We start from the raw sequence: 24,482 nt of genomic DNA on the forward strand, positions 1-24,482 counted from the left end.
TAGTTTCGGGGTAGGCCTTCGGTGGCAGTTTCCGGCAGGTTACCTTAATTAAATCAAGGCTTTGAGTAATGAATTAGTCATTAATTCTACTCAGGAAGGCGAGCGGATTGCGTTGCTGCAAGACAAGCGGCTGATTGAATACCATTTCGACCGCAACGACACCAACTATTCGGTTGGCGACATCTTCCTGGGCACCGTGAAAAAGGTGATGCCCGGCCTGAACGCTGCCTTCGTGGACATTGGCTACGAGAAGGACGCGTTTTTGCACTACGGCGACCTCGGCGAGCAGTACAACTCATTCACGAAATGGGTACGCACGGTCCAGAACGGCCGCGCGGCGACTGCCGGACTAGAGAAATTCACGTTTGAGGCTCCTCTCGACAAAGTGGGGAAGGCCGAAAGCGTGTTTAAGAAAGGACAACAGCTTGTTGTTCAGATTATCAAGGAGCCTATTTCGACGAAAGGCCCCCGGGTGAGCACCGACATTTCGATGGCCGGCCGCTACCTCGTGCTGATGCCGTTTTCGAACACCATCAGCGTCAGCAAGAAAATTGTGAGCAAGGGTGAGCGTGACCGACTCAAACGGCTCATTGCCAGCATTAAACCTGAAAACTTCGGTGTTATCATCCGCACCGTGGCGGAGGGCCGTGAAGTGGCTGAGCTGGATAAGGACATGCAGGACATGGTGGCGAAGTGGGAGCAGCTGTACTCCACGCTGCGCACCGCCAAGCCCAACGATAAGGTGCTCGGTGAGCTGGGCCGTACGTCATCGATGGTGCGGGACATGCTGAACGAGTCGTTCGACAGCATTACCGTGGATGCCCCGGCGATGTACGACGAGATGCGCGACTACCTGCAGAAAATTGCGCCCGATAAACTTGGCCTGCTGAAGCTGCACAACTCGAAAATCAAAATCTTCGAGCAGACCGGCATTGAGAAGCAGCTGAAAACGCTGTTTGGCAAGACTGTGACCGTGCCCGGTGGCGGCTACCTCGTGATTGAGCACACCGAAGCCCTGCACGTCATCGACGTGAACTCGGGCAGCAAGAGCAACCAGGAAAACGACCAGGAAGCGACGGCGCTGATGATTAACATGCTGGCAGCCAAGGAAGTGGCCCGCCAGCTGCGCCTGCGCGACATGGGCGGCATCATCGTGGTCGATTTCATTGACATGCGCTCGGCCGAAAGCCGCAAGAAGGTGGAAGATGCCGTGCGCGACGTGATGAAGCACGACAAAGCCAAGTTCACGGTGCTGCCCATCACGAAGTTTGGCCTGCTGCAAATCACCCGCCAGCGGGTGCGCCCGGCCGAGAACATCGTGACCGGCGAGGTGTGCCCCACCTGCGGCGGCACCGGCAAAATCTCGGCCTCTATCCAGGTGACGGACGACATCGACAACAGCATCGACGACCTGCTGGTGAACCAGAACCAGTCGGGCATCACGCTGTCGGTGCACCCGTTCCTGTATGCCTACTACACGAAGGGCCTGATTTCGCGCCAGATGAAATGGTACCTCAAGTACTACAAGTGGGTGAAAGTTGTGAACGACAGCAGCCTGGGCCTCACCGACTACCGCATCGAAGACGAGCGGGGTGAGGAAATTCAGCTGCGTTCGTCGGCTGCCGCCATGAGCCGCCTGCAGGACCGCGAGGTGGAAATTGTGGATTAGCACTCGCTAAAAGGCAAGCAGACAAAAAGCCCCGCCGGAGCATTCGTGCTGCCGGCGGGGCTTTTTGCCTGATTCGAAAACCTAAAACTTGATGCCCAGGTCCAGCGCAACGCCGCTGTTTTTAAGCGTGACGTCTTTGAAGTCGCGCTTGCTTTCGAAATAGTGGTCGACGTCAACCAGGCCGCGATGGTAGCTGAAACCAGCAAATACCTTGGTGCTTTTGCCCAGCTGGTACTCCACGCCCAGGCCGGCCAGGGCATCGGCATCAATGAAGTAGATGTAGTCGCTGGCTTTGTTTTCGACGCCGGTGGCGGGGTCCCGGTAGAATTTCTCGCCGCCGATGCGCGTACCGATGGGCACGTTTAAGGAGCCGCCAACCTGAAAGTAAAGACGGGTGGCGGGGGCAATTTCGTTGGTGAACAGCTTGACTGACAGCGGCAGCTCCAGATACTGCGTGGTCAGCTTCATTTTAACCGGGAGGGGAACATTGCCCGATACATCGGTATAGGCAATGGTGCCGCCCTTGCCGGTGAGCAGCAGGCCGGTGCTGAAAGCGTAGTTTTCCCCAAAGAAATAATCGACCACCAGGCCACCGCCGAAACCAAACTGGCTGCCGTCGCTTTTGAAGGCGTTGGCAGAAGTTGACTCGGCCCGCAGGCTGGTAATGGAGGGCGATATTTTCAGGCCGATTTCGACCTGCGCCGACGCAGTGCCGATGGTAGCAGCAAGGGCCAATAGGGGGAGGAGTAGCTTCTTCATACAAACTGGATAAATACGATTGCGCCCGGCCAATGCCGACAGCCGACAGGTTTTGGCTAATTTTACATCAAAGTAACGCGTGTGAATACGAATAATTTTGCCTGGCGGCGGTGGCTGCCCTTGTTTCTGGGAATCGGCTTAGGCCTGAGCGCTTGTAAGAGCGGACCGGCCGAGGGCTGCCGCCCCGACGATGCCGAGGATGCGGCGGCCGTGCCCATGCGCCTGAAACGGCTGGAGCCTGCCTTTTTCGGCCTGAAAACGCCGGCCGATGCGCAGCGCTTTATGGATGCTAACCCGACGTTTGCGAAGTATTATCTGCAACGCCAGCCGGCTACCGAAGCAGCGCTCGACAGCAGCCTGGTGCAGTTGGCAACCAACCCGGCGCTGCAACAGCTGGGCCAGGAAACGGCCGCGGCCTTTCCTGATAGTGCGGCCTTGCGCCACGATTTGGGGGAGATGTTCCGGCGGGTGCATTATTATTTCACCGATTTCCGGGTGCCGCCGACGGCTACCTACGTGAGTGGCTTTCTGGCCAAGGATATCTACGTGAACGACAGCCTGCTGGTGATGAGCCTTGACTGGTTTGCGGGCCCCAAAGCCAGCAAGCGGCCCGACCTGCCGCAGTATATGCTGCGTCGCTACAACCCGGCCGGCCTGATGCCGCTGGTGGCCCAGGCCGTTTCGAGCAAATACAACCGCCACGAGCTGACTGCCAACACCATGCTGGATGCCATGATACACCAGGGCAAGGCGCTGTACTTTGCCAGCCGGGTGCTGCCCTGCACTCCTGATTCGCTGCTGATGGGCTATACCGAGCGCGAAATGGTGGGCCTGGAGGCCAACGAAGGCCGGGTGTGGGCGCATTTTCTGGAGAAAAACCTGCTCTACTCAACCACGCCCTTTCAGCTGCAGAAATACGTGGGCGAGCGGCCCAATGTGCCCGAAATCGACAAAACCTGCCCCGGCCGGGTGGGGCAGTGGGTGGGCCTGCAAATCATCCGCAAGTACGTGGCCGAGCATCCCGACGTGAGCCTGGCCCGCCTGATGGCAGAGAAGAATGCCCAGCGCATTCTGAACGACTCGCACTACCGGCCGAAAAGGTAATGGGTGAGCGGCAGAACGGGCGAACGGGCGGCTACCGCCAAGTATTCACCCATTCACGCATTCAGCCATTCACCACTTGACTTCATGCACATTGCCGTTTTCAGCCAGTACCACACCAATCCCGACTGCCCGGCCACGAGCCGGCACTACACGCTGCTGGCGCATATTGCCAAAACGCATCGGGTGACGCTGCTGACTACGCCCGCCTGGAAAAGCCAGCGGCTGACGCAGGAGTTTGCCTGGGTGCCGGCGGGAGTGGAAATTCGGGCGGCAGAGGTGCCCTACGAGAACAAAATGGGGCCGGCGCGGCGGGCGCTGGCGTTTGCGCAATACGCCGCCTGGGCCGTGCGCGAAGGGCTGCGCATTGACAAGCCGGACGTGATATGGGGCATCAGTACGCCGCTGACGGCGGCCTGGGCGGCGGCGCAGGTGGCGCGCTGGCGGCGGGTGCCGTGGGTGTTCGAGGTGCAGGATTTGTGGCCGGCTTTCCCGATTGCGATGGGGGCAGTACCCACCGCACTGGCCCGGCAGCAGCTGTACCAGCTGGAAAAGCGGCTGTACAAAAGCGCCCGGCACATTCTGCCGCTTTCGCCGGATATGACGCGCTACGTGACGGATTTGGGCATTCCGGCCGGCAAAGTCACCACCGTGCTCAACGGCACCGACCTGGATTTGGCGGCTCGCGCTACGCCCCAGGCCGTAGCGGCACTCCGGCAACAGCACGGGCTGGCGGGGGCAAAGGTGATTTTATACGCCGGCACCTTTGGGCGGGCCAATGATGTGCCAACGCTGGTTGCGGCGGCCGAGGCGATGGCCGCTGCCGATTCAGAAGCCGTCTGGCTGTTTCTGGGGCACGGCTATTTCGAGCCGCTGATTGCGGCGGCGGCGGCGCGGTGGCCGGGGCGCATCAGGCTGGTGGGCGGGCAGGCGCGGCACGAGGTATTCAGCTGGTTTGCGCTGGCCACGGTATCGGTGGTGTCGTTCCTGGGCTTGCCGGTGCTGGATTCCAATTCGCCGGCCAAACTCTATGATTCGCTGGCCGTGGGCACACCCGTGGTGGTGACGAATACCGGCTGGACGAAAGCGCTGGTGGAGCAGCACGGCTGCGGCTGGTACGTGCCGGCCGGCAACGCGATGGCTCTTGTGAGCCGGTTGCGGGAGCTGTTAGCCCAGCCCGGGCTGCTGGCCGAAGCAGGAGCCAAGGGCCACCGGCTGGCCATTCAGGAGTTCGACCGCCAACTGCTCGCCGCCCGTGTGCAGCAGATACTGGAAGCTGCGGCCGGATAAAGCCTGGGCGCGGGTTACACTGTAATATGCAACGGTTTGTGCCGAACAGTGCCGGGTTTATACCGGCTTATGCCAAAGCGAAGGCGGGCATATTTGTAACGACAGGCAGTCCGCTGTTACGCTGTCGGCTTCGGCTTGGCCACCGGTGGCTTGCTAAAGGTTTTTTCGAAATAGGCGCAGCTGGGCGCGAGCGGACAACTGCTGCATTTGGGCGTGCGGGCCACGCAGATGTAGCGGCCGTGCAGAATCAGCCAATGGTGCGCTTTGGCAATAAGCTCCTGCGGAATGTACTTCACCAGCCCCTTCTCCACGGCCAGCGGCGTCGTGGCCGTTTTCGGCACCAGGCCGATGCGGTGCGACACCCGGAAAACGTGCGTATCAACCGCCATGGCGGGCTGGTTGTAGATGACGGAAACCACCACGTTGGCCGTTTTGCGGCCCACACCAGGCAGGCGCTGGAGCTCGTCGAGCTGGCTGGGCACCTCGCCGCCGAAGTCCTCGGTAATCATTCGGCCCAAGCCGGCCAGATGCTTAGCTTTATTATTCGGGTAAGAAACGCTGCGGATGAAAGGAAAAATATCCTCGGCCGTGGCCGCACCGAGGTGGGCGGCGGTAGGAAATTCGGCCAGCAGCGCGGGCATCACCTGGTTCACGCGCTTGTCGGTGCACTGGGCGCTGAGCACGACGGCCACAATCAGCTCGTAGGGGTTGCGGTAGGCAAGCTCGGTTTTCGGCTCCGGAAAATTGGTGGTGAAATAGTCGAGTAGGAAGCGGAACCGTTCGGCGCGAGTCATGCAGTGAAGAATGAGAGGGGCAGCAAAAGTAGAAAGAGCTGCAGTGTCGTTATCCAACGGGCTTGTGTGGAGCGGTTGTGCTGAACGCAGAGAAGCACCCTGTCACGCTCGAACAACTTGTTCCGGCGTAATAAGGTGCTTCTCTGTGTTCGGCACGACAGACGGTTACTAACGGTCTGTCTTCTCATGCTTCAGCTTCTCGCGCCAGCGGGGCGCGTGCAGCGGGAGCCACAAAAAATTGAAGGGGCTCAGGACTTGCTCAAAAAAGTGCGCGAGTAGCGCAAAATGGCCTCGGAGGTTTCGGGCCGCGGTTCCCGACGCACGCCGTCGAGAGCCCGCTGGGCCAAAAGGAGGTCGGCGCAGGTCGCGGCCAAGTCCGGGTCGTGCTGCAGGACCTCCTCTACCTCGCGCTGCCTTTCAGGAGGCAATTCGTTGTACACATACTGGAGAAGTGTCGAATGGGGTAAGGTTTGAATCATAATCGAGGGAATTTGCGGTCATTTTCTTCCGCAGGTTTATCAGCGCGTAGCGCATCCGGCCCAAAGCGGTGTTGATGCTCACGCCGGTTGCGTCGGCAATTTCCTGGAAGCTCATGTCGCCGTAGTGGCGCATCAGCAGCACCTCTTTCTGGGCGGCGGGCAGTTCCTGGATTAACGCCCGCAGGCGGGTGTGGGTTTCTTCGCGGGCCAGAATATCGTCCGGGCCGTCATCGGCAATGGTTAACGTATTGCTCAGGCGCTCGTTGTCGGTGAGGCTGACGTGGGGTGCCCGCTTGCCCCGGCGAAACGAGTCGATGGCCAGGTTGTGGGCGATGCGGCAAATCCAGGGGGCAAACTTGCCCTCTTCGTTGTAGCGCCCACTCTTCATGGTGTGAATGGCCTTGATGAACGTATCCTGCAAGAGGTCCTCGGCCACGTCCTCGTCGCGCACGATGAGGAGAATGGTCGTGAACACACGACTGCGATGCCGCTCCAGGAGGATGGCGAAAGCGGATTCCTGGCCGGCCAGGTAGAGCGAGATGAGCGCGGAGTCGCTCGGTTGCAAGAGGTCCATAAAGGGCTACGGAATAGGGGAACGTAGAGCTTTAGGCCATAGTATGCAGTTACCGAGAAAAAAAATTGGAGGGGATGCGGCAGCCGGGATTTCAGCGCGCTTGCATCGATTCAAATGTAGAGAAACGCACTCCACTTTCGCAATAGGGATTGGTCGAAAAATGACAAAATCTTTTTGCAAAAAGCGAGCAACCTTCCCGGAAACTTCATCCAGGCCATTTTTTGAGAAAACGGCTTAGGTGTTTTTTCGAAAAAAAGTTTCCGGCACAGCGTAAAACTTTGTGGCTCGTGCTCCGGAATCACTGGGCCAGCCACTGGTAGGCGGCGGCTTCGTCGGTGAAAAGACCGGATTGGTAGCCATGTTCCCCACGACTGTCGGCACTCAGGCCAGCGGCAGAGCTGCTGGATTTTTCCTGCGCGGCCCGCAGCGGCGAGATGAGAAAAGCAATGCGGACCGCCGCCGGGTAGCGGCCGGCAAGTCGCGGAAAAAAGTCGTTGTGCATCCAAAGGCCCAGCGCGGGCGAGGCCAGCTCTTCGCGGCGGCGCAGGTCGAGGAGCCAGCGCCAGCAGCCGAGGGCGTCGCCGGCGTCGAGGATGGCAAGGTAGCCACGCTGCAATTCGGGCTCGGTGATTTCGCGCTGCCAGCGGGCCACGATGGCCGGCAGGTCGGGGCGGGGCGTTATTTCCAGGCCGAAATCGAACATGAGGGGGAGTGGGGCAGCCGTGGGGGTTGCGTACACAAGGTAGGCGCAAGCCGGGCGCCAATCCAACCTGCCGCCGCTGGCCCGGTTTACCTTTACGACGGGCCGCCACACCGGCCACCTTGGTTACTCTATGCTCCCGACCCCCGACGAGGCCCCGGCCCACGACCCCTACGCGGCCCTCCGCATTCCCGATTTTCGCCGCCTGGTGTCGGCCCGCACCTTGCTCACGGTGGCCACGCGGGTGCAGGGCCTGGTCGTAAGCTGGCAGATTTACCACCTCACCAACAACCCGCTGGCGCTGGGCCTGATTGGCTTGTCGGAAGCCGTGCCCAGCATTGTGGTGTCGCTTTATGCCGGCTACGTGGCCGATTCGGTGCGGCGCAAGAACATTGTGGTGGTGGCCCTGGCGCTGCTGCTGCTGTGCGCGGCGGCGCTGGCATTTTTTGCCAGCCCCTACGGCATTGGGCTGCTGGCCAAGGATGCGCTCTACACAATACCGCTGTACGGGGTGATTTTCGTGAGCGGCATTGCGCGGGGCTTTATGGGGCCGGCCTTGTTCTCCTTCATGCCGCAGCTGCTGCCCGACCGGGTGCTGCTGCCCAACGCCATTACCTGGAATAGCACGACTTACCAAGCCTCGTCGGTGCTGGGGCCGGCCATCGGCGGGTATTTGATTGCCAGGCTGGGCGTGGCCGATTCGTACCTGGTGAGCACGAGCCTGCTGGCGCTGGCGCTGTTCCAGTTTGTACGCATTGCAAGCCGCGAGCTGCCGCCGATGGAGGGCGAGCGGCTCAACCTGAAAGACAGCGTGCTGAGCGGGCTGCGCTTTATTTTCAGCAACCAGCTGGTGCTGGCGGCGCTGTCGCTGGATATGTTTGCGGTGCTGTTTGGGGGGGCGGTGGCGCTGCTGCCGGTGTTTGCGACCGACATTCTGAAGGTGGGCGCGGCCGGCTTTGGGCAGCTGGAGGCGGCGCCGGCCATCGGCTCGGTGCTGATGGCGGTTTTCCTGACTTACTTCCCGCTGAAGCGCCACGCCGGGCGCAAGCTGCTGTGGGCGGTGGCGGGCTTCGGGCTGGCCACCATTGCCTTTGCGCTGTCGAAAAACTTCTATCTGTCGCTGTTTCTGCTGTTTCTGACGGGCGTGTTCGACTCGGTGTCGGTGATTGTGCGCTCCACGCTCATCCACACCTACACGCCGGAATACATGAAGGGCCGGGTATCGGCGGTGAACAATATCTTTATTGGCTCCTCAAACGAGATTGGGGCCTTCGAGAGCGGCGCGGCGGCCAAGCTGCTGGGCACGGTGCGCTCGGTGGTATTCGGCGGCCTGATGACGCTGCTGGTGGTGGCCGTCACGGCCTGGCGGGCCGACAAGCTGCGGAAGCTGGAATCGGGGGCGGCGAAGTAGGTTGCTTCAATCGCAGAGCGTAGGCAAATCGGGGTTGCGGGCAAACCCCAGCATGGTTTCGAGCTGGGCCAGGGTCACGCGGTCCACTGATAAATCGAGCGTGGGCCACTCGTCGCGGTGCACCCAGCGTACTTCGGCGGTTTCGTTGGTGTAGGGCTGGATGCTGCCGCCGGTAGCTTCGCACAGCACGAAGGCCTTGTACACGTACCACGGCTGCGGCGGGTGCTGGTGCTGCTTTTTATCGAGCAAGGCCAGCAGGCGCACGGCCCGGCAGGCGAGGCCGGTTTCTTCCTGCACTTCCTTCACGGCCACTTCGAAGGGCGTGTAGCCCACGTCGGCCCAGCCGCCGGGCAACGACCAGCGGTTGCCATCTATCTTTTCCTGCACCATCAGGAGCTCATCAGTACCTCGGAAGAGGACGGCCCGAATGTCCACTTTGGGCGTAGGATAACCGGTTTCGTTGGCAAAAACGGCGTTGAGCCGGGCCACTGGCTCGTGGGTGAGATTGGCCAGCATCTGCATGCTGAGGGCGTGGATTTCCTGATGGCGCTCGGTTTCGAAACCGTTGGAAGCGTAGGCGAGGCCGGTTTGGGCGAGGGCTTGCAGGCGCTGGGCAATGTGCAGCCAGTCGGTGGGTGCGGGCATGTACTTACGGATTGGGGCTGCGGCTGACAGCCGGCTTTAGTAAGGGTTTTCGTGCAACAACGAGGCGTATTGCGCCGGTGTGTCTACATCGAACCGGGCCGCCGGAAAAGGCACCCGGCCCACCAGGGTGCCCAGGCTGGCCACGAGCCGCACCGCGCCCTGCTGTCCTTGCAGCTGAAGCAAATCGGGCAGCATGGTCTGGGAAAAGATGGCCGGTACGCCCAGCGTATCGCCGTAGGCCGCCGCCACAATAGGGGCCTGGGTTTGGCGATGCTGGGCTGCCAGCTGGCGCAATAGCTCCGGCGTTACCAAGGGCTGGTCGCAGAGCATGATGAGCACGGCCGCGGGCCGCGCCACGGCCAGGGCCCCCAGCCCGGTTCGAATGGACGAGGCCATTCCCGTTTCCCAGGCGGCATTGTGCACCGCCCGGATGGGCAGGTCGGCCACTTCGGCCACCAATGCCTCATGTAGTGCGCCGGTTACTAAAATAATGGGGGCGCAGCCGCTGGCCACGGCCGTTTCGGCCGCCCGACGCAGCAGCGTTTTGCCGTGGTAGGGTAGAAGCTGCTTGGGCCGGCCCATGCGGGTAGAGGCCCCGGCAGCCAGCAACAGCAGCGCCACCGGCCCGGCCGAAGCAGGAGCGGTGGCGCTGGAAAGGGTGTCAGCAGTCATAAATCAAACAGCCTTCGTGCCCAGAATTTTGTCGGGCGTGATGGGCAAATCGCGCACGCGCTTGCCGGTGGCATGGAACACGGCGTTGGCCACGGCGGCCGATACCCCCACCATCGAAATCTCGCCAATCCCTTTCACGCCCATGGCGTTGATGTAGGGGTCGTGCTCGTCGATGAATTCCACGGTCATGTCCGGGATGTCGGCGTTTACGGGGATGTGGTAGTCGGCCAGGTCGGCGTTGGTATAGCGGGCGTAGTGCGGGTCGCGCACGGTGGCTTCCATCAGGGCCGCGCCGATGCCGAAGATGCTGCCGCCGATAATCTGGGAGCGGGCCGTTTTGGCGTTGAGAATGCGGCCGGCGGCGTGCACGCTCACCCAGCGCGTAACGCGCACGGTGCCAAGCTGCGGGTCCACATGCACCTCGCAGAAATGCGCGCCGAAGGAGTGCATGGAGTGCTTGCCGGCTTCGTCCTTGTGGGCGTCGCTGGCGGTGTTGGCGCGCTGGCCGGCCTCGTAGCCCGCGCCGTATTTGCCCTGGCCGGTGCCTTCAATGTCGTCCAGGCCGGCCCGCTTCATCAGGGCCATGAAGTCTTCGCCTTTCGCGGGGGTAGCTTTCAGCTGCAGGCGGCCTTTCTCCATCACCACGTCTTCGGGCTTCGCCTTGAAAAGGGGCGACTTGGGGTCTTTAATGGCCATTCTGGTCAGCCGCTCCCACACGTCCTGCGCTGCCATATAAACGGACGACGACACCGTGCCCGCTGCCACCGAGCCGCCCGAGTTGGGGGCCGTGGGTAGTTTGGTATCGCCCAGCTCGAAGCGGATTTTCTCGGGCGGCAAACCCAGCGAATCGGCCGCCACCTGCGTCATCACGGTATAAGTGCCGGTGCCGAGGTCGGTGGCGCCGGCCTGCACCACGGCGTGGCCGTCGGCGTAGAGGCGCACGCGGGCCGTGCCCTGCGAGTTGTGCACCGGGTAGCTGGCCGTGGCCATGCCCCAGCCCACCAGGGTTTTGCCATCACGCGTCACCCCGGCTTTGGGGTTGCGCCTGCTCCAGCCAAACAGCTCTGCACCACGGGCGTAGCACTCGCGCAGGCCTTTGCTGCTCCAAGGCTGGCCGGTGCTGGGGTCTTTTTCGGCGTAGTTCAGCAGCCGAATCTGGATGGGGTCGATGCCCAGCTGGTAGGCCAGGTCATCCATGCTGCACTCGATGGCGAACGAGCCCGGTGCCTCACCCGGGGCGCGGGTGAAGGTGGAAGTCATCACGTTGCCCCGGGCCAGCTGGTAGCTGGCTTCGAAATTGGGGCACTCGTAGAGCAGGTTGATGATTTTGCTGTTGGCCTCGGCGTAGTTATCCCAGGGCGAGGTGGTGGACGTTTTTTCGTGCACCAGCGCCAGCAGCTTGCCTTCTTTGGTCGCGCCCACGCTCAGGGTCTGGGTCTGGTCTTCGCGGTGGCCCATGCTCGTGAACTGCTGCTGGCGCGTGAGCACCAGCTTCACCGGCCGGCCCACGCCTTTGGCGGCCTGCACCGTGAGCACGGTGTGCGGCCAGCACGAACCCTTGCAGCCAAAGCCGCCCCCGATGAACTTGGTGATGACCCGCACCTGGTCCTGCGGCAAGCCCAGCATGGTGGACAGCGCCTTCTGGGTGCGCGTCACGCCCTGCGTGGCCTCGTACACGGTGAGGCGGTCGGGGGCTTCCCACACGGCGGTGGTGGCGCCCGGCTCCATCGGGTTGTGGTGGTTGATGGCGTGGGTGTAGGTGGCCGTGAGCTTCACCGGCGCGCTGGCCAGCGCGGCTTTGGCATTGCCGCGCCGCACGTGCCCGTCGGCCTTGCCATCCTGAATTTTCTCGGGGTCGAACAGCTGGGCCGCCGGGTTGGTGTAGGCCGCAATGGGCTTGTCAGCAGCGTAGCTCACGCGCACCAGCCGGGCGGCCTGGGTGGCGCGCTCGAAGGTATCGGCCACCACGATGGCCACGGGCTGGCCGGCGTAATAAATGACATCCGAAGTCAGCGGCAGGAAGCCCATGGGCGCGCCAATGGCTTTTTTGCCCTCGGCATCGTTGGGGGTTTTGGCCAGCGGCGGCAGGTTGAGGTGGGTGTAGATGGCCAGCACGCCGGGCTCTTTGGCCGCCGCACTGGTGTCGATGCTCTGAATGCGGCCCTTGGCGATGTCGCTGGTTTTGAGCACGCCGTAGGTGAGGCCGGGCAGCGGGTACTCGGCCGCGTATTTGGCCCGGCCCATCACCTTGTCGCGTCCGTCCACGCGGTTGAGCGGCTTGCCCACCACGTTGGGCCTGGGCGAGGTTTCGAAGAAAGCAGGTTCGTTGTCGTACATGGCTCGGGTGCGTTAAGACTTGGTGGCCAGGTCGGTGAGGGCGCGCACCAGCGTGTTCTGGGCCAATTCTACTTTGAAGCGGTTCTGTTCGCGGGGCTGGGCGTCGCGCAGGGCGGCCAGCGCAGCAGCCCGAAACGTGGCCTCGGTGGCCGGCGCACCGGTCAGGATTTTCTCAGCCGCTGCCGAGCGCCAGGGCTTGGTGCCCACGCCGCCCAGCGCCACCCGCGCCGCGCGAATGGTGCCGCCCTGCACATCCAGGCCTACGGCCGCCGAAGCCAGCGCGTAGGCGTAGGAGGTGCGGTCGCGCACTTTCAGGTACGTTGAGTTGCGAGCGTGCGCGGCGGCCGGAATCGTGACGGACACAATCAGCTCGCCGGGTTCCAGCACGGTTTCCTTCTGGGGCGTGTCGCCGGGCATCAGGTGAAAATCGACCAGCGGCACGCGGCGCTGCTTGCCCTTGGCGTTTTCCAGCAGCAGCACGGCATCGAGCGCAGCCAGGGCCACGGGCAGGTCGCCGGGAAAGGTGGCGATGCACGACTTGCTGGTGCCCAGGATGGCGAGGCCCCGGTTTTCGCCGTCCTGCGCCGGGCAGCCCGAGCCGGGCACGCGCTTGTTGCACGGGAAGGCCGTGTCGCGGAAGTAGCCGCAGCGCGTCCGCTGCAGAATATTGCCCCCGATGCTGGCCATGTTGCGCAGCTGCGGCGAAGCCGCCAGCAGCAGCGCCTGCGACACCACCGGGTAGTTCTGCACCACCAGCGGGTGCTCGCCCACGTCGCTCATGCGCTCCAGCGCCCCAATGCGCAGGCCGTCGCTGGTTTGCTCGATTCCTCTGAAAGCGAGGTTGTTGATATCCACAAGCTCGTTGTGGTTTTCCACATTAAGCTTCATCAAATCGAGCAGCGTCGTGCCGCCGGCGATGAAAGCAGCCTCCTTGTTGTCGCGCACGGCAGCGGTGGCTTCTTTCGGCTGGGTGGGCTGGAGGTAGGTGAAGTCGTTCATGGTCCTGCGTCTAAAACTTACCCTTTAAAACCACTCTGCTCCACCTGCCGGATGGCGGCCACAATGTTGGGGTAGGCCCCGCAGCGGCACAGGTTGCCGCTCATCCACTCGCGCACGTCGGCATCGGTTTTGGCGTGGCCTTCTTTGAGGCACGCCACGCCCGACATGAGCTGGCCGGGCGTGCAGTAGCCGCACTGAAACCCGTCGTGCTCGATGAAGGCAGCTTGCAGCGGGTGCAGCTCTTCGCCTTTGGCCAGGCCTTCTACGGTGGTTATTTCCTTGCCCTGCACCATCACGGCCAGGGTGAGGCAGCTGTTCACGCGGCGGCCGTCCACCAGCACGGTGCAGGCCCCGCACTGGCCGTGGTCGCAGCCTTTCTTCGAGCCCGTGAGGTCGAGGCGCTCACGCAGGGCGTCGAGCAGCGTCACGCGGGGCTCGGCCTGAATGGTGCGCAGCGTGCCGTTCACTTTCAGGCGCATCTCGCTCACGCCGGCTACCTTCTTCGACAGCGCCGTGAGCCGCTCGGCCTGGCCGATGAGGGGCGGGGCCAGGGCCAGGCCCAGCAGCCCGGTGGCTTGCTTGATAAACGAGCGGCGGCCGTCGCTGGGCACCAGGCCGTCGGGCTGCGCAGCCGCATCGGGCGTAGGGTTATCCATCATAAGTAGGAGGGAAGAGAAGTCCGGTCTTATTCAGCCGCTGGTGTCCCGTTGGTGGGGCTGGCCGGGCGGGTAAGTTCAACCACCTACTACGATACTACCATTTCCAAGGGTTGCTTACCGGCGAATCTTTTTTCGAAGAGCCCGGTGGCGGGCTTACTCGCAGCGCACGTAAGGCCGCATTTTCTCCCAGTCGGCCGGCTTCAGAATGGGAATCTGCTTTAAATCCTCCACCGTTTTAAACGGTCCGTGCTGCTGCCGATACGCCACAATGATGCGCGCCCGGGGCTTGCCGATGTAGGGCTGCAGGTACAGCTCGTCAAACGTTGCCGTGTTCACGTTCAGAGTTTTGGGTGCGAAGCCCGGCGCAATGAAGGTGTATTTCCGAAGGCTGTCGCGCAAGTCCGGCGCGTCGCGCAGCACGAAAACCTCGTCGAGCTGGTCCTCGCGCAAATAGCCGCCGAGCTGGTTGCGGTAGCGCACCACCCACCTGGCCCGGCCCGCGCCAATGCCCCGAATCTGCATGAGCTGCGTGGTATCGGCCGTGTTCAGGTCGAAGGGCCGGAGGTTGCGCGGCTTGCGGGGAAATTTGGCCGGTGCACCATCGGCGCTGGCGAAAGGCGGAAGCTTGCCGTCCGGCCCCGGCCTGCTGGCCGCGTAGTCGCGCCTGGGGGCTTCGTCGGGCAGCTGCATAAACGGGGCCAGGCGCTGGTACACCGAGTCTTCCAGCCCGTACATCTTCTTCACCTGCGCTTTGGCCTTGAAGCCGCCGGCCGCCTCGCGGTATTTCACCATGCGGCTGGCTACAAAGTGCGGCACGCCGCGCGCCTCCCATCCTTCGGCCGAGAGCGTGTTGGGGTCGAAAGGGGCCAGGCGCACGCGCGCCACCTGCGGATAGCGGGAAGCGCCGCGCTCGAACTTTTTATACTCCCGCTTCGGGTAGCGGCTGGCGTAGCCGGGGTCGGTGGTGCGGTGCTCTTTTAGCTGCGCAGCCAGCTCATTCAGCGCCTTTTGGTCGGCAGATGGCAGGTAGCTGGGCAGCTCGGGCCGCAGCAGAATGGGTGCGGTCACGAAGCCTGCCATCAGCAGCAGGATGCCCACCATGCCCCGTGCCTCACCGCGCGAGTAGCCGAAGTAGCGCCGGACCCAGCGCATTGGGTTAAGGGCATTCCAGGACCAGCGCGGACGCGGGGAGGGCAGGGCAGACATGGCGGTAGAAGAAGCGGAGCAGGTAGCCAAAGCCCTCATTTATACGAGGACAGCGTGCAAGTATAAGCAAAATAGCCCGGCCGTACCACCCCCGGAAACTAGCTCCGGGCCTTGCTGGTGCTGGGCGTGCGGTTGGTTTTGCGGGTAGGGCCGGGGCGCTTCACCGTCACGGGGAGCGGGTCGCCGGGCGGGCGGGTTTCCTGGGCCACCCAGGCATGGATGAGCTTCAGGCCCTCGGGTGAGAAAACGGCCTGCTGGGTGCCGTTTATCATGGGCCACTGGTTGGGCGCGGGCTGAAACAAGTGGTTGATGCCGTCGAGCTTGTATTCGGTGGCCGTGCGCTTGGCGCGGCGCAGGGCCTTGTAGAGCGGCACCATGTTGCGCTTGCTCGATACCTGCAAATCGGACGTGCCGTTGAGCAGCAGCACCGAGCACTGCACCTTGTCGAGCTTGGCCTGCGGGTCGAAGTCGAAGAAATAGCGCGACCACGGCGAGGTCAGCTGCACGGCCCGGGCCCGGGCCATGCTGGCATCGAGGCCCATGTTGGCCGCCGTGAGCAGCGAAGCTACCTTAGGACGGGCCACGGCGTTGTCGGGGGTTTGGCGAATTACGTCCACCGTGCGCTGGTACACGTCCTGGGCTGCTTTCACCTGCGAAGGGTCGGCCCCAATCAGGCGCATGATTTCGCTCTGCTGGCGGCGCAGCACCTCGCTGCCCAGCTGCCCGTACCCGGCCAACGACACGACGAAGGCCGGCGCCCGGCCCGGTGTAGCGGCGGCCAGCAGCGCCACGTTGGCCCCCTCGCCGTGGCCCAGCAGGCCCACGCGGTGCGCTGCCACCAGCTTCTGCGCGCGCAGGAACGTGAGGGCGGCCTGGGCATCGGTCACGAAATCGGCGGTGGTGGCGGTGGCGTAGTGGCCGGTCGATTTGCCCACGCCCCGGTCATCAAACCGCAGCACGGCAATGCCGTGGCGCGTCAGGTAGTCAGCCAGTTGGCCAAACATGCGGTAGCCGTTCACGTCCACGTCGCGGGTCTGCGGCCCTGAGTCGGAAACCAGCACCACGCCCGCAAACGGTCCCTCGCCCGCCGGAATGGTGAGCGTGCCGGCCAGCCGGTTTTTGGTGGCCGGGTTGGTAAACGCAACGTCGCTCTCGCGGTAGGGCGGCGTGGCCTTAAACCTGGTAACGGCCTGCTTGGAAGCCTCGGCCCGCTTGAGCACCATCGGGCCGGTTACGCCGGGCTGCTTCCAGATGCCGCTGAGGGTCGCGCCCTCGTCCTGCACCTTGCCCACGAAGCTGCTGCCGGCCTGCTCGATGCGCAGCGTCAGGTTGTCATCCTTCAGCTCCACGTCCACCGGCATGCGGCTGATGCGCTGCTGCGGGGCATCGAGGGCCGCGTAGTAGGTGCCGTTGGTGAGCGGTACGATGGTGATGATGACGGTGATTTCGCCACCAAGCAGCTTCAGGGGGCCCTTCCACTGGCCGTTGAGCGGCACGGGGGCGGGCGGTGCCGCAAAGGCTACCACCACACTTCCGGTGATGAGTGCCAGTAGAAGAAGGGCGGCAAGTATAAATCTTATCATGGAATCAGACTATAAAAAGCGCAATGAATAACATATAAAAGACAATGAAGGTCGAAAAGTACAACAAATGTTTTTTGCAGGCAATGATTTTTGGTCTTTGAGCAGTCAGGTATTTCGAATAAGAAAGGCTGCCCTTGCGAGGCAGCCTTGCTACAAAAACGGCACCGCCGGAGTGCGTACTATTTCCGGGTATGCTGCGCTATCCAGTCGCCAATGACGGCCAGCGCCCCCGGCGAAAACGTTTCTTCGATGGTGCCGTACTCGGCCGGGCTGCCGGTGCCGGCCGTCTGAAACAGGTGGTTGAGGCCGGGCAGTTCTTTCACGGTCACGTCGCGGTTGCCGGCCGCCTTCAGGCCCGCCGTGGTGGCGGCCAGGTTGGCGGTGGCGGGCACCTGCAGGTCTTTGCTGCCGCCGAGGGCCAGCACCGGGCAACGCACTTTGGCCAGCGTTTGGGCCGGGCGGTCGGCCAGCAGGTGGCGGTAGTCGGGCGAAGTCATCATGCCGAGCTGCGACTCCAGCGCGGCGGCCGTATTGGCGTCGTTGGTGGGGTTGTAGAGGGCAAGCAGCTGGGTATGCACCTGGGCGTCGTCAGCCGTTTTCTGAATAATCTGCGTCATGGCGCGCTGGGTTTTTTCGGTGGCGGCCAGCTGGGCGGCATCGGTGGTTTGCAGGCGGGCCAGGGCTACCGACTGCTGCACAATCAGCTCATCGCCGGGGAGGGCCGGCCCGGCCAGCAGCACTATAAAATCGGGGCCGCCCGGCTGGCCTGCCGCCCCAATGGCCGCCGTGCCGCCCTGGCTGTGCCCCAGCAGGCCCACCTGGTTTTTGCGGATGCCGGGCTGGGTGCGCAGCCACGCCAGCGCGGCCTGGGCATCGGTGGTGTAGTCGGCGCTGGTGCTGCCCTTCAGCGTGCCGCCGCTCTGGCCCACGCCCCGGTCGTCGAAGCGCAGCACGGCGATGCCGTGGCGCGTCAGGTAGTCGGCCAGCACCGCGAAGGGCTGGTGCCCCATAATGGTTTCGTTGCGGTCTTCCGGCCCCGAGCCGGTGAGCAGCACCACGGCCGGAAACGGACCCTTATCGGCCGGCACGGTGTAGGTGCCGGCCAGCGTGATGCCGGCCTTGTCGTTTTTAAACGTCACGTCGGCCGACTGGTAGGGGAAGGGCGGCTGCGGCGTTTGGGGTCGCTTGGGGCCGGCAGGTTTGGCTGCGCCGTTGCTGCGGGTGAAGGTGAGCGGAAACGAGCGCAGGCCCTGCTGCCACTCGCCGGTCAGCTGCTGGCCATCGGCCGAGCGGCGGCCGGCAAACTGTGCGGCCACGGGCTGCCGCATGCGCAGGTACACACTGTCGGCCGGCGCGGTGAATTGCATGACCAGACCGTTGGCGTGCTGGGCCGGGATGTCGAGCGTGGCCGTGCGCGGCCCGCCTGCCGGGTCGGTGAGGTGCGCGGTGAACTCCAGCGGCCCCAGCGTGCCCGACCAGTCGCCGGTGAGGCTGGGCTGGGCGGTCTGGGCATGGGCGGTGAGGCCGAGCAGCGCGGCAACGGTGGCACCGAGAAAGGAGCGGGTAAGCATGGGCATAGCAGTAGCGGTGAAGTGATGCGCAATGTTACGAAGATAATTAGACAAATTTCTAAATGTTGAGATAAAATCACTTTTTATATTTCAAGCAATTTTTTAGCGTTACCTCTGCGAAAGACTGCCTTTATGAAGAATATTATCTTATTGGTAATGCTGACGAGTTGCTTTGCAGCAAGGGCGCAGCACTTAATTTCCGGTTATCAAGATTTAGCAGTAGTTGTAGAAGTAACGGGGATTGATAAAAGTGGTAAAAAACATGCAGGGCCTGTACTTTATGCTAAAGTGAAACTTCAGAACAAAAGCAATAAAACTCGCAGAATTTCGACGATGACGTGTAGTTGGGAAGAGTCGTGGGTTTCAAAGGGAATTTATGGCTTCTGCTCAGATGGCTGTGATAAAAATGTAGAAACAGAAATCGATATTCCAGCGGGCCAGACGCTCGTGTTCTATGGCACATTGTGTCGTGGTTCGGGAAATAAGCTTGCCTATTCGCGGAATAATTCCAGCAGTACTCGGCTGGGGTTCATGGATTTTAAGCTGGAGGACTTTGGGGACCAGAGCAAAACAGTTAGGGTGTATTGGAGTAATGAGTTTACAAGCAAGCAGGTCGCAAACACTCACCCGCATAACTTGGCGAATGGGCCTTATTATCAGCTCAGCAAAACTGACAATTGACTTACAACGTCGGTAGATTGCCTTCGCCCCGGCCGTACCTTCGTACTCACAGCAAATGCCCTTGGCCGAAACCTTCCGGCCCCACTTGGCTGTTAGTTCGTTTATGCCCAAAAAAGACGCTTTGCAAGTTTCGGCCCCCGCCGACAACGCCATTGATAACCTCGACCCGCGCGAATTCATCCTCATCAAAAACGCCCGGGTTCACAACCTCAAAAACCTCAGCGTGGCTCTGCCGCGCAACCAGTTCATCGTCGTCACGGGCCTCTCGGGCTCGGGCAAGTCGAGCCTTGCCTTCGATACCTTGTATGCTGAGGGCCAGCGCATGTACGTGGAGAGCCTGAGCAGCTACGCCCGCCAGTTTCTGGGCCGCATGGACAAGCCCGACGTGGATTACATCCGGGGCATTTCGCCGGCCATTGCCATCGAGCAGAAGGTCAGCATCAAGAACAACCGCTCGACGGTGGGCACCAGCACCGAGATTTACGACTACCTCAAGCTGCTGTTTGCGCGGGTGGGCCGCACGTACTCGCCCGTGAGCGGCGAGCAGGTGCGCAAGGACAACGTGGCCGACGTGGTCGATTTCCTGGCCGCGCAGCCCGAGGGCACCCGTGCCATGGTGCTGGCCCCGCTGCACCGTGTCGACAAGACGCGCCCCATGAGCAAGGAGCTGGATTTGCTGCTGCAGAAAGGCTACAGCCGCGTGGTGGTTGAGGGCGTGACGTCGCAGATTGAGGACCTGATAGGGGAGGGGCAGCCCGAGGTGAAAGGCGACGTTTACATCATGATAGACCGCGCCGTGCTGCGGCCCGATGATGAGGACCTGCTGTTCCGTCTGTCGGACTCGGTGCAAACCGCGTTTTTTGAAGGCCATGGCACCTGCGTGGTGCATCTGAACGGCGACGACGTCCGCACCTTCTCCGATAAGTTTGAGCTGGACGGCATCACCTTCGAAGAGCCCAGCGTCAACTTCTTCTCCTTCAACAACCCCTACGGCGCGTGCCAGACCTGCGAGGGCTTCGGCTCGGTGCTGGGCATCGACGAGGATTTGGTGATTCCGGACAAGAGCATGACGGTGTATGAAGGGGCCATTGCGCCCTGGCGCACCGAAAAACAGGGCGAGTGGCTGAAGCCGCTGCTGAAAAACGGCATCCGCTTCGATTTTCCCATTCACCGCCCGTATAATGAGCTGAGCGAGGCCGAGCAGCGCCTGCTCTGGACCGGCAACAAGTATTTTCAGGGACTCGACGCCTATTTCAAATGGGTGGCCGAGCAGACCCACAAAATTCAGTACCGCGTGCTGCAAAGCCGCTACCGGGGCCGCACCACCTGCCCCGACTGCCGCGGCACCCGCCTGCGCAAAGACGCGCAGTACGTGAAAATCGACGGCCGCAGCATTGCCGACATCGTGCTGCTGCCCATCTCGGAGGCCCTGACGTTCTTCGAAAACATGACCCTGAGTGAGCACGAGCAAAAAGTAGCCGAACGCCTCGTGACGGAAATCACCAACCGCCTCGGATACCTCAACCGCGTGGGCCTGGGCTACCTGACAATGAACCGCTTGAGCAACACGCTGAGCGGCGGCGAGAGCCAGCGCATCTCGCTGGCTACTTCGCTGGGCTCGGCGCTGGTGGGCTCGATGTACGTGCTCGATGAGCCCTCAATCGGCCTGCACCCCAAGGATGCCGAGCAGCTCATCGGGGTGCTGCGCTCGCTGCAGCAGCTCGGCAACACGGTGGTAGTGGTGGAGCACGAGGAAAAGATGATGGAGGCCGCCGACCAGATTATCGACATCGGTCCCGAGGCCGGCAGCGGCGGCGGCAACCTGATGTTTCAGGGCACCATGGTGGAGCTGCTGCAGGACACCGAAACCTACACCGGCCAGTACCTGAGCGGCCGCATGGAAGTGCCCGTGCCCAAAGTGCGACGGCCCTGGCGCAACGCCCTGGAGCTGACCGGCGCCCGCGAAAACAACCTCAAAAACGTGAGCGTGAAGCTGCCTTTGGGCGTGATGACCGTGGTAACCGGCGTGTCGGGCTCGGGCAAGTCCACGCTCATCAAGCGCATCCTGGCCCCGGCCCTGATGAAGATGCTGGGCGGCGGCGCGGGCGAAAGCACCGGCAAGTTCGACCGCCTGACGGGCGTGAACGGGCAGGTGTCGCACGTCGAGTTCGTGGACCAGAACCCCATCGGCAAGTCCTCGCGCTCGAACCCGGTGACCTACGTGAAGGCCTACGACCAGATTCGGACGCTGTTTTCGGAGCAGCCGCTGGCCAAGGCGCGGGGCCTCAAGCCCTCGCACTTCAGCTTCAACGTGGACGGCGGGCGCTGCGAAGTGTGCCAGGGCGAGGGCCAGGTGAAAATCGAGATGCAGTTCATGGCCGACATCTACCTGACCTGCGAGGGCTGCGGCGGCCACAAGTTCAAGCAGGACATTCTGGAAATTAAATTCCAGGACAAGGGCATCGACGAGGTGCTGGAAATGACCGTGGCCGATGCCGTGCAGTTCTTCCAGAGCCAGCCCAAAGTGGCCGAGCGCCTCAAGCCGCTCGAGGACGTGGGCCTGGGCTACATCCGCCTCGGGCAGTCGGCTAACACGCTGAGCGGCGGCGAGGCCCAGCGCGTGAAGCTGGCCAGCTTCCTCACCAAGGGCGCCACGCTGCAGCAGGAGAAAATCCTGTTCATCTTCGACGAACCCAGCACCGGCCTGCACTTCCACGACATCGCCAAGCTGCTGGGCGCGCTCAACGCCCTCATCGAGCAGGGCAACTCGGTGCTCATCATCGAGCACAACGTGGACATCATCAAGTGCGCCGACTGGATTATCGACCTCGGTCCCGAGGGCGGCCTCAACGGCGGGCATCTGCTGTTTGAGGGCACGCCCGAGGCCATGGTGAAGCTCAGGGATACCAACCACACGGCCCGCTTTCTGGCCGAAAAGGTGCAGTAAGGCCACCCGCATAATTCGAAGACCGATTGCCAAATAGCATTTGTGCGGGTTTATAGAGAAGCTTTTTTAGTATAACTAGCGTCTTGTAAGGTGCGAACGGTCTGATTGAGAACCAACGGTGAAGATAAATCCGTAAGTTCGTCGCCCTTTCGCTTCTCACCTCCCCAACCGTTGCGATTATGCCCACCACGTCCACCATGCCATTGGAGCGAAAACCTGCTTCTAAATCGGTTTCAGACCATTATGCTGCGCCCGACCACTCGGCTACGGGGCAGTTGTGGCGCTGGACGGCGGCACTGGCCATCGTGGGCAATATCGGGCTAAACTATTATTCGAATACGCATCCTTTTGCGGGGCATACGATGGGCGCGGTTTCGGCCAGATACCCTACGCTGCTCACGCCGGCGGGCTACGCATTCAGCATCTGGGGGCTAATTTTTCTGACTCTGATGGGGTATGCCGTGTGGCAGCTGCTGCCGGCGCAGCGCAATTTGTCGCTGCCCGATGCACTGGCCAAGCCGCTCATTGTGGCAAATCTGGCTACCGCCGCCTGGGTGGTGCTATTTGCCTACGAGCTGATTTTGCCCAGCGTGGGCGTGATGCTGCTCATTCTCGGCAGCCTGATTGTGACGTACGGCCGGGCCCGGCGGCGCATTTTTGCCGATGCCGCACCGGCACTGGCCGGCGTGCCGTTTTCGCTGTATCTGGGCTGGATTTCGGTGGCCGCGGTTATCAACATCACCATCGGCCTGCGGCAGATGGGCTGGCAGACGGCCGAAGGCGCTTCGGTGACTTTGACGCTGGCGCTGATTTTTGTGGTGGTGGCGCTGGGGCTGATTATGAGCCGCGTGTTTCGCGACATGGTGTTTCCGCTGGTGGTGGCCTGGGCCCTGGTGTGGGTGTGGGTGGTGCGGCTGCGCGAAGTGCCCGAGCTGGGCTGGGCCGCGCTGATTGGGGCGGCAATCGTTGCGCTGGCCGGCATTGGCTTCTCGCGCCTGGGCGGCCGCAAAACGCCCTGGCAGCTGCGCGATGAAGCCGCTGCCGCCGTGGAGGCCGAAATAGCGGCCCGCAACGCCGAGCGTGCGGGCCGGTAAGCCGCGCACCTGTCGTTGCCAACCGGCTTTGGCCTGTAGCTTTGTGAGCGTACTCCCACATCACTCGCTCCGCTCATCATGCGCAAAAACCTTGTTGCCGGCAACTGGAAAATGAACCTGACCTACCCCGAGGCCCTGGCCCTGGTAGAAGAAATTACTAGCCTGGCCGGCGAAGCTGCTTCTGCCGCCAATGCCCCGGAAATCGTGGTTTGCCCGCCGTTTCCGTTTCTGCACAGCGTGGGCGAAAAGCTGCCCGAAAACTCGAAATTCCACCTCGGCGCCCAGAACTGCCACCAGAAGGAAAGCGGCGCCTTCACCGGCGAAGTATCGGCCAGGATGCTGGCGTCGGTGGGCTGCGAATACGTGATTCTGGGCCACTCCGAGCGCCGGCAGTATTTCGGCGAAGACGACGAGCTGCTGGGCCAGAAGCTGAAAGCCGCCCTGGCCGCCGGCCTGAAACCCATCTTCTGCGTGGGCGAGTCGCTGGACACCCGCGAGGCCGACGAAACGTTTGACTTCATTGGCCAGCAGCTGGCTTCGGGCCTGTTTCACCTTAGCAACGAAGAATTTGCCCAGGTGACCATTGCCTACGAGCCCATCTGGGCCATCGGCACGGGCCGCACCGCCACCAGCGCCCAGGCGCAGGAAGTGCACGCCTTCATCCGCGAGCAGATTGCCCGCGCCTACGATGCCCAGGCGGCCCTCGATACCACCATTCTCTACGGCGGCTCGGCCAACGCGCAGAACGCTAAAGAGCTGTTTGCGCAGCCCGATGTGGACGGCGGCCTCATCGGCGGCGCTTCGCTGAAAGCGGCGGACTTCACGGCAATTATCCGGTCGTTTTAAGGAGGGTTGAATTTTTAGGGTTGAGTGTTGAGTTGAACGCGTAGCGTGGCATTGCCTTTGACACTCAACCCTCAACATTCAAAACTAAACCCTTGTCAAATGCTCTCTTTCCTGTTAACCTTTTTCCTGGCCCTGCTGCCGGCCAAAAGCCCCGCTGCCGGCCCGCTGGAGCCGTGCAAAATCTACGGCTCGGTGTACCTCGAAACCGACCCCGCCCGGCGTACCTACTGCCACGGCACAGTCTATGTTGAGCCGGAGGAAGCCTTTGCCGACCTGCTGGTTTTCAAGGAGAACAACCGGCTGTTTGCCGACAAGGTCGGGCTGTGGGCCGATGCGCCCGCCCGCGACTTTGCCGACTACGTGCTGCTGGTGGTGACGGACCGCAGCCGGGCCGATTTAAGCATTCACTACACCACCGTGCGCTCGTTTGCGGGCTGCAAAACCAATAATTAGCAACGCGCTAAT

21 protein-coding genes are annotated in these 24,482 nt (G+C 62.3%); 9 read left to right on the forward strand and 12 right to left on the reverse strand.

Annotated elements, in window-relative coordinates; genetic code table 11:
* The first annotated feature begins 61 nt into the window (after positions 1–61).
* The gene (locus ACYVHT_RS12060) at positions 62–1,669 is read left to right on the forward strand and encodes an Rne/Rng family ribonuclease (RefSeq protein ID WP_460551767.1); all 1,608 of its coding nucleotides are present in this window, start codon (positions 62–64) and stop codon (positions 1,667–1,669) included.
* 81 nt (positions 1,670–1,750) lie between these two features.
* Here the strand turns inward: ACYVHT_RS12060 and ACYVHT_RS12065 are convergent, their stop codons facing one another.
* A complete protein-coding gene (locus ACYVHT_RS12065) occupies positions 1,751–2,428 on the reverse strand; it encodes a porin family protein (protein WP_460551770.1) in 678 nt (225 codons plus the stop codon).
* 81 nt (positions 2,429–2,509) lie between these two features.
* Between ACYVHT_RS12065 and gldB the strand changes: the two genes are divergently transcribed.
* Positions 2,510–3,532: a gliding motility lipoprotein GldB gene (gene gldB, locus ACYVHT_RS12070; RefSeq protein ID WP_460551773.1), complete on the forward strand. Its 1,023-nt coding sequence runs from the start codon at positions 2,510–2,512 to the stop codon at positions 3,530–3,532.
* An 84-nt stretch (positions 3,533–3,616) separates the two neighbouring features.
* On the forward strand, positions 3,617–4,819 hold the full coding sequence (locus ACYVHT_RS12075; protein ID WP_460551776.1) for a glycosyltransferase family 4 protein: 1,203 nt from the start codon (positions 3,617–3,619) through the stop codon (positions 4,817–4,819).
* 116 nt (positions 4,820–4,935) lie between these two features.
* Here ACYVHT_RS12075 and nth read toward each other — a convergent pair whose 3' ends face one another.
* From nth to ACYVHT_RS12090, 3 genes are all read right to left on the reverse strand, one after another.
* The gene (gene nth / locus ACYVHT_RS12080) at positions 4,936–5,613 is read right to left on the reverse strand and encodes an endonuclease III domain-containing protein (RefSeq protein WP_460551779.1); all 678 of its coding nucleotides are present in this window, start codon (positions 5,611–5,613) and stop codon (positions 4,936–4,938) included.
* A gap of 417 nt (positions 5,614–6,030) precedes the next feature.
* Positions 6,031–6,666, reverse strand: coding sequence for an RNA polymerase sigma factor (locus ACYVHT_RS12085; RefSeq protein WP_460551782.1), 636 nt, complete (start codon positions 6,664–6,666; stop codon positions 6,031–6,033).
* A gap of 298 nt (positions 6,667–6,964) precedes the next feature.
* Entirely contained in the window at positions 6,965–7,369 is a 405-nt protein-coding gene (locus ACYVHT_RS12090) for a hypothetical protein (RefSeq protein WP_460551784.1), read from the reverse strand.
* 130 nt (positions 7,370–7,499) lie between these two features.
* Here ACYVHT_RS12090 and ACYVHT_RS12095 point away from each other — a divergent pair, with 130 nt between their 5' ends.
* Positions 7,500–8,777, forward strand: coding sequence for an MFS transporter (locus ACYVHT_RS12095; RefSeq protein ID WP_460551787.1), 1,278 nt, complete (start codon positions 7,500–7,502; stop codon positions 8,775–8,777).
* 6 nt (positions 8,778–8,783) lie between these two features.
* Here ACYVHT_RS12095 and ACYVHT_RS12100 read toward each other — a convergent pair whose 3' ends face one another.
* From ACYVHT_RS12100 to ACYVHT_RS12135, 8 genes are all read right to left on the reverse strand, one after another.
* Positions 8,784–9,422 carry an NUDIX hydrolase gene (locus tag ACYVHT_RS12100; RefSeq protein WP_460551790.1) on the reverse strand — a complete coding sequence of 213 codons (639 nt, stop codon included), beginning with the start codon at positions 9,420–9,422 and terminating at the stop codon, positions 8,784–8,786.
* Between the two features lie 36 nt (positions 9,423–9,458).
* Positions 9,459–10,094: a nucleotidyltransferase family protein gene (locus ACYVHT_RS12105; RefSeq protein ID WP_460551793.1), complete on the reverse strand. Its 636-nt coding sequence runs from the start codon at positions 10,092–10,094 to the stop codon at positions 9,459–9,461.
* A gap of 3 nt (positions 10,095–10,097) precedes the next feature.
* On the reverse strand, positions 10,098–12,431 hold the full coding sequence (locus ACYVHT_RS12110; RefSeq protein WP_460551796.1) for a xanthine dehydrogenase family protein molybdopterin-binding subunit: 2,334 nt from the start codon (positions 12,429–12,431) through the stop codon (positions 10,098–10,100).
* Between the two features lie 12 nt (positions 12,432–12,443).
* Complete coding sequence (locus ACYVHT_RS12115) at positions 12,444–13,430, reverse strand: FAD binding domain-containing protein (protein ID WP_460551799.1); 987 nt, start codon at positions 13,428–13,430, stop codon at positions 12,444–12,446.
* Between the two features lie 17 nt (positions 13,431–13,447).
* Positions 13,448–14,086: a (2Fe-2S)-binding protein gene (locus tag ACYVHT_RS12120; protein WP_460551996.1), complete on the reverse strand. Its 639-nt coding sequence runs from the start codon at positions 14,084–14,086 to the stop codon at positions 13,448–13,450.
* A 156-nt stretch (positions 14,087–14,242) separates the two neighbouring features.
* Positions 14,243–15,295 carry a ComEA family DNA-binding protein gene (locus tag ACYVHT_RS12125; protein WP_460551802.1) on the reverse strand — a complete coding sequence of 351 codons (1,053 nt, stop codon included), beginning with the start codon at positions 15,293–15,295 and terminating at the stop codon, positions 14,243–14,245.
* A gap of 98 nt (positions 15,296–15,393) precedes the next feature.
* Positions 15,394–16,878 (reverse strand): alpha/beta hydrolase family protein, encoded by a 1,485-nt coding sequence (locus ACYVHT_RS12130; protein WP_460551805.1) that lies wholly within the window; start codon positions 16,876–16,878, stop codon positions 15,394–15,396.
* 179 nt (positions 16,879–17,057) lie between these two features.
* Positions 17,058–18,455, reverse strand: coding sequence for an alpha/beta hydrolase family protein (locus tag ACYVHT_RS12135; protein ID WP_460551808.1), 1,398 nt, complete (start codon positions 18,453–18,455; stop codon positions 17,058–17,060).
* Positions 18,456–18,581: 126 nt separating this feature from the next.
* Between ACYVHT_RS12135 and ACYVHT_RS12140 the strand changes: the two genes are divergently transcribed.
* The 5 genes from ACYVHT_RS12140 to ACYVHT_RS12160 all read left to right on the forward strand — a co-directional run bounded on the left by ACYVHT_RS12140 (position 18,582) and on the right by ACYVHT_RS12160 (position 24,470).
* Positions 18,582–19,130, forward strand: a complete 549-nt coding sequence (locus ACYVHT_RS12140; RefSeq protein ID WP_460551811.1) for a hypothetical protein — start codon at positions 18,582–18,584, stop codon at positions 19,128–19,130.
* Positions 19,131–19,233: 103 nt separating this feature from the next.
* Positions 19,234–22,077 carry an excinuclease ABC subunit UvrA gene (uvrA, locus tag ACYVHT_RS12145; RefSeq protein ID WP_460551813.1) on the forward strand — a complete coding sequence of 948 codons (2,844 nt, stop codon included), beginning with the start codon at positions 19,234–19,236 and terminating at the stop codon, positions 22,075–22,077.
* Positions 22,078–22,256: 179 nt separating this feature from the next.
* A complete protein-coding gene (locus ACYVHT_RS12150) occupies positions 22,257–23,171 on the forward strand; it encodes a TspO/MBR family protein (RefSeq protein ID WP_460551816.1) in 915 nt (304 codons plus the stop codon).
* Between the two features lie 78 nt (positions 23,172–23,249).
* Positions 23,250–24,017, forward strand: a complete 768-nt coding sequence (gene tpiA, locus ACYVHT_RS12155) for a triose-phosphate isomerase family protein (protein ID WP_460551819.1) — start codon at positions 23,250–23,252, stop codon at positions 24,015–24,017.
* Between the two features lie 99 nt (positions 24,018–24,116).
* Positions 24,117–24,470: a DUF6150 family protein gene (locus ACYVHT_RS12160; RefSeq protein ID WP_460551822.1), complete on the forward strand. Its 354-nt coding sequence runs from the start codon at positions 24,117–24,119 to the stop codon at positions 24,468–24,470.
* Positions 24,471–24,482 lie beyond the last annotated feature (12 nt).

It is taken from the genome of Hymenobacter daeguensis, from assembly GCF_054780555.1.

Coding starts and splice junctions, on each gene's coding strand:
- ACYVHT_RS12065 (WP_460551770.1), bottom strand. CDS start 2,428: ATGAAGAAGCTACTCCTCCCCCTATTGGCCCTTGCTGCTACCATCGGC.
- ACYVHT_RS12100 (WP_460551790.1), bottom strand. CDS start 9,422: ATGCCCGCACCCACCGACTGGCTGCACATTGCCCAGCGCCTGCAAGCC.
- ACYVHT_RS12135 (WP_460551808.1), bottom strand. CDS start 18,455: ATGCCCATGCTTACCCGCTCCTTTCTCGGTGCCACCGTTGCCGCGCTG.
- ACYVHT_RS12090 (WP_460551784.1), bottom strand. CDS start 7,369: ATGTTCGATTTCGGCCTGGAAATAACGCCCCGCCCCGACCTGCCGGCC.
- ACYVHT_RS12085 (WP_460551782.1), bottom strand. CDS start 6,666: ATGGACCTCTTGCAACCGAGCGACTCCGCGCTCATCTCGCTCTACCTG.
- ACYVHT_RS12150 (WP_460551816.1), top strand. CDS start 22,257: ATGCCCACCACGTCCACCATGCCATTGGAGCGAAAACCTGCTTCTAAA.
- ACYVHT_RS12140 (WP_460551811.1), top strand. CDS start 18,582: ATGAAGAATATTATCTTATTGGTAATGCTGACGAGTTGCTTTGCAGCA.
- uvrA (WP_460551813.1), top strand. CDS start 19,234: ATGCCCAAAAAAGACGCTTTGCAAGTTTCGGCCCCCGCCGACAACGCC.
- ACYVHT_RS12105 (WP_460551793.1), bottom strand. CDS start 10,094: ATGACTGCTGACACCCTTTCCAGCGCCACCGCTCCTGCTTCGGCCGGG.
- ACYVHT_RS12120 (WP_460551996.1), bottom strand. CDS start 14,086: ATGGATAACCCTACGCCCGATGCGGCTGCGCAGCCCGACGGCCTGGTG.
- ACYVHT_RS12110 (WP_460551796.1), bottom strand. CDS start 12,431: ATGTACGACAACGAACCTGCTTTCTTCGAAACCTCGCCCAGGCCCAAC.
- ACYVHT_RS12130 (WP_460551805.1), bottom strand. CDS start 16,878: ATGATAAGATTTATACTTGCCGCCCTTCTTCTACTGGCACTCATCACC.
- ACYVHT_RS12125 (WP_460551802.1), bottom strand. CDS start 15,295: ATGTCTGCCCTGCCCTCCCCGCGTCCGCGCTGGTCCTGGAATGCCCTT.
- tpiA (WP_460551819.1), top strand. CDS start 23,250: ATGCGCAAAAACCTTGTTGCCGGCAACTGGAAAATGAACCTGACCTAC.
- ACYVHT_RS12075 (WP_460551776.1), top strand. CDS start 3,617: ATGCACATTGCCGTTTTCAGCCAGTACCACACCAATCCCGACTGCCCG.
- nth (WP_460551779.1), bottom strand. CDS start 5,613: ATGACTCGCGCCGAACGGTTCCGCTTCCTACTCGACTATTTCACCACC.
- ACYVHT_RS12115 (WP_460551799.1), bottom strand. CDS start 13,430: ATGAACGACTTCACCTACCTCCAGCCCACCCAGCCGAAAGAAGCCACC.
- ACYVHT_RS12160 (WP_460551822.1), top strand. CDS start 24,117: ATGCTCTCTTTCCTGTTAACCTTTTTCCTGGCCCTGCTGCCGGCCAAA.
- ACYVHT_RS12095 (WP_460551787.1), top strand. CDS start 7,500: ATGCTCCCGACCCCCGACGAGGCCCCGGCCCACGACCCCTACGCGGCC.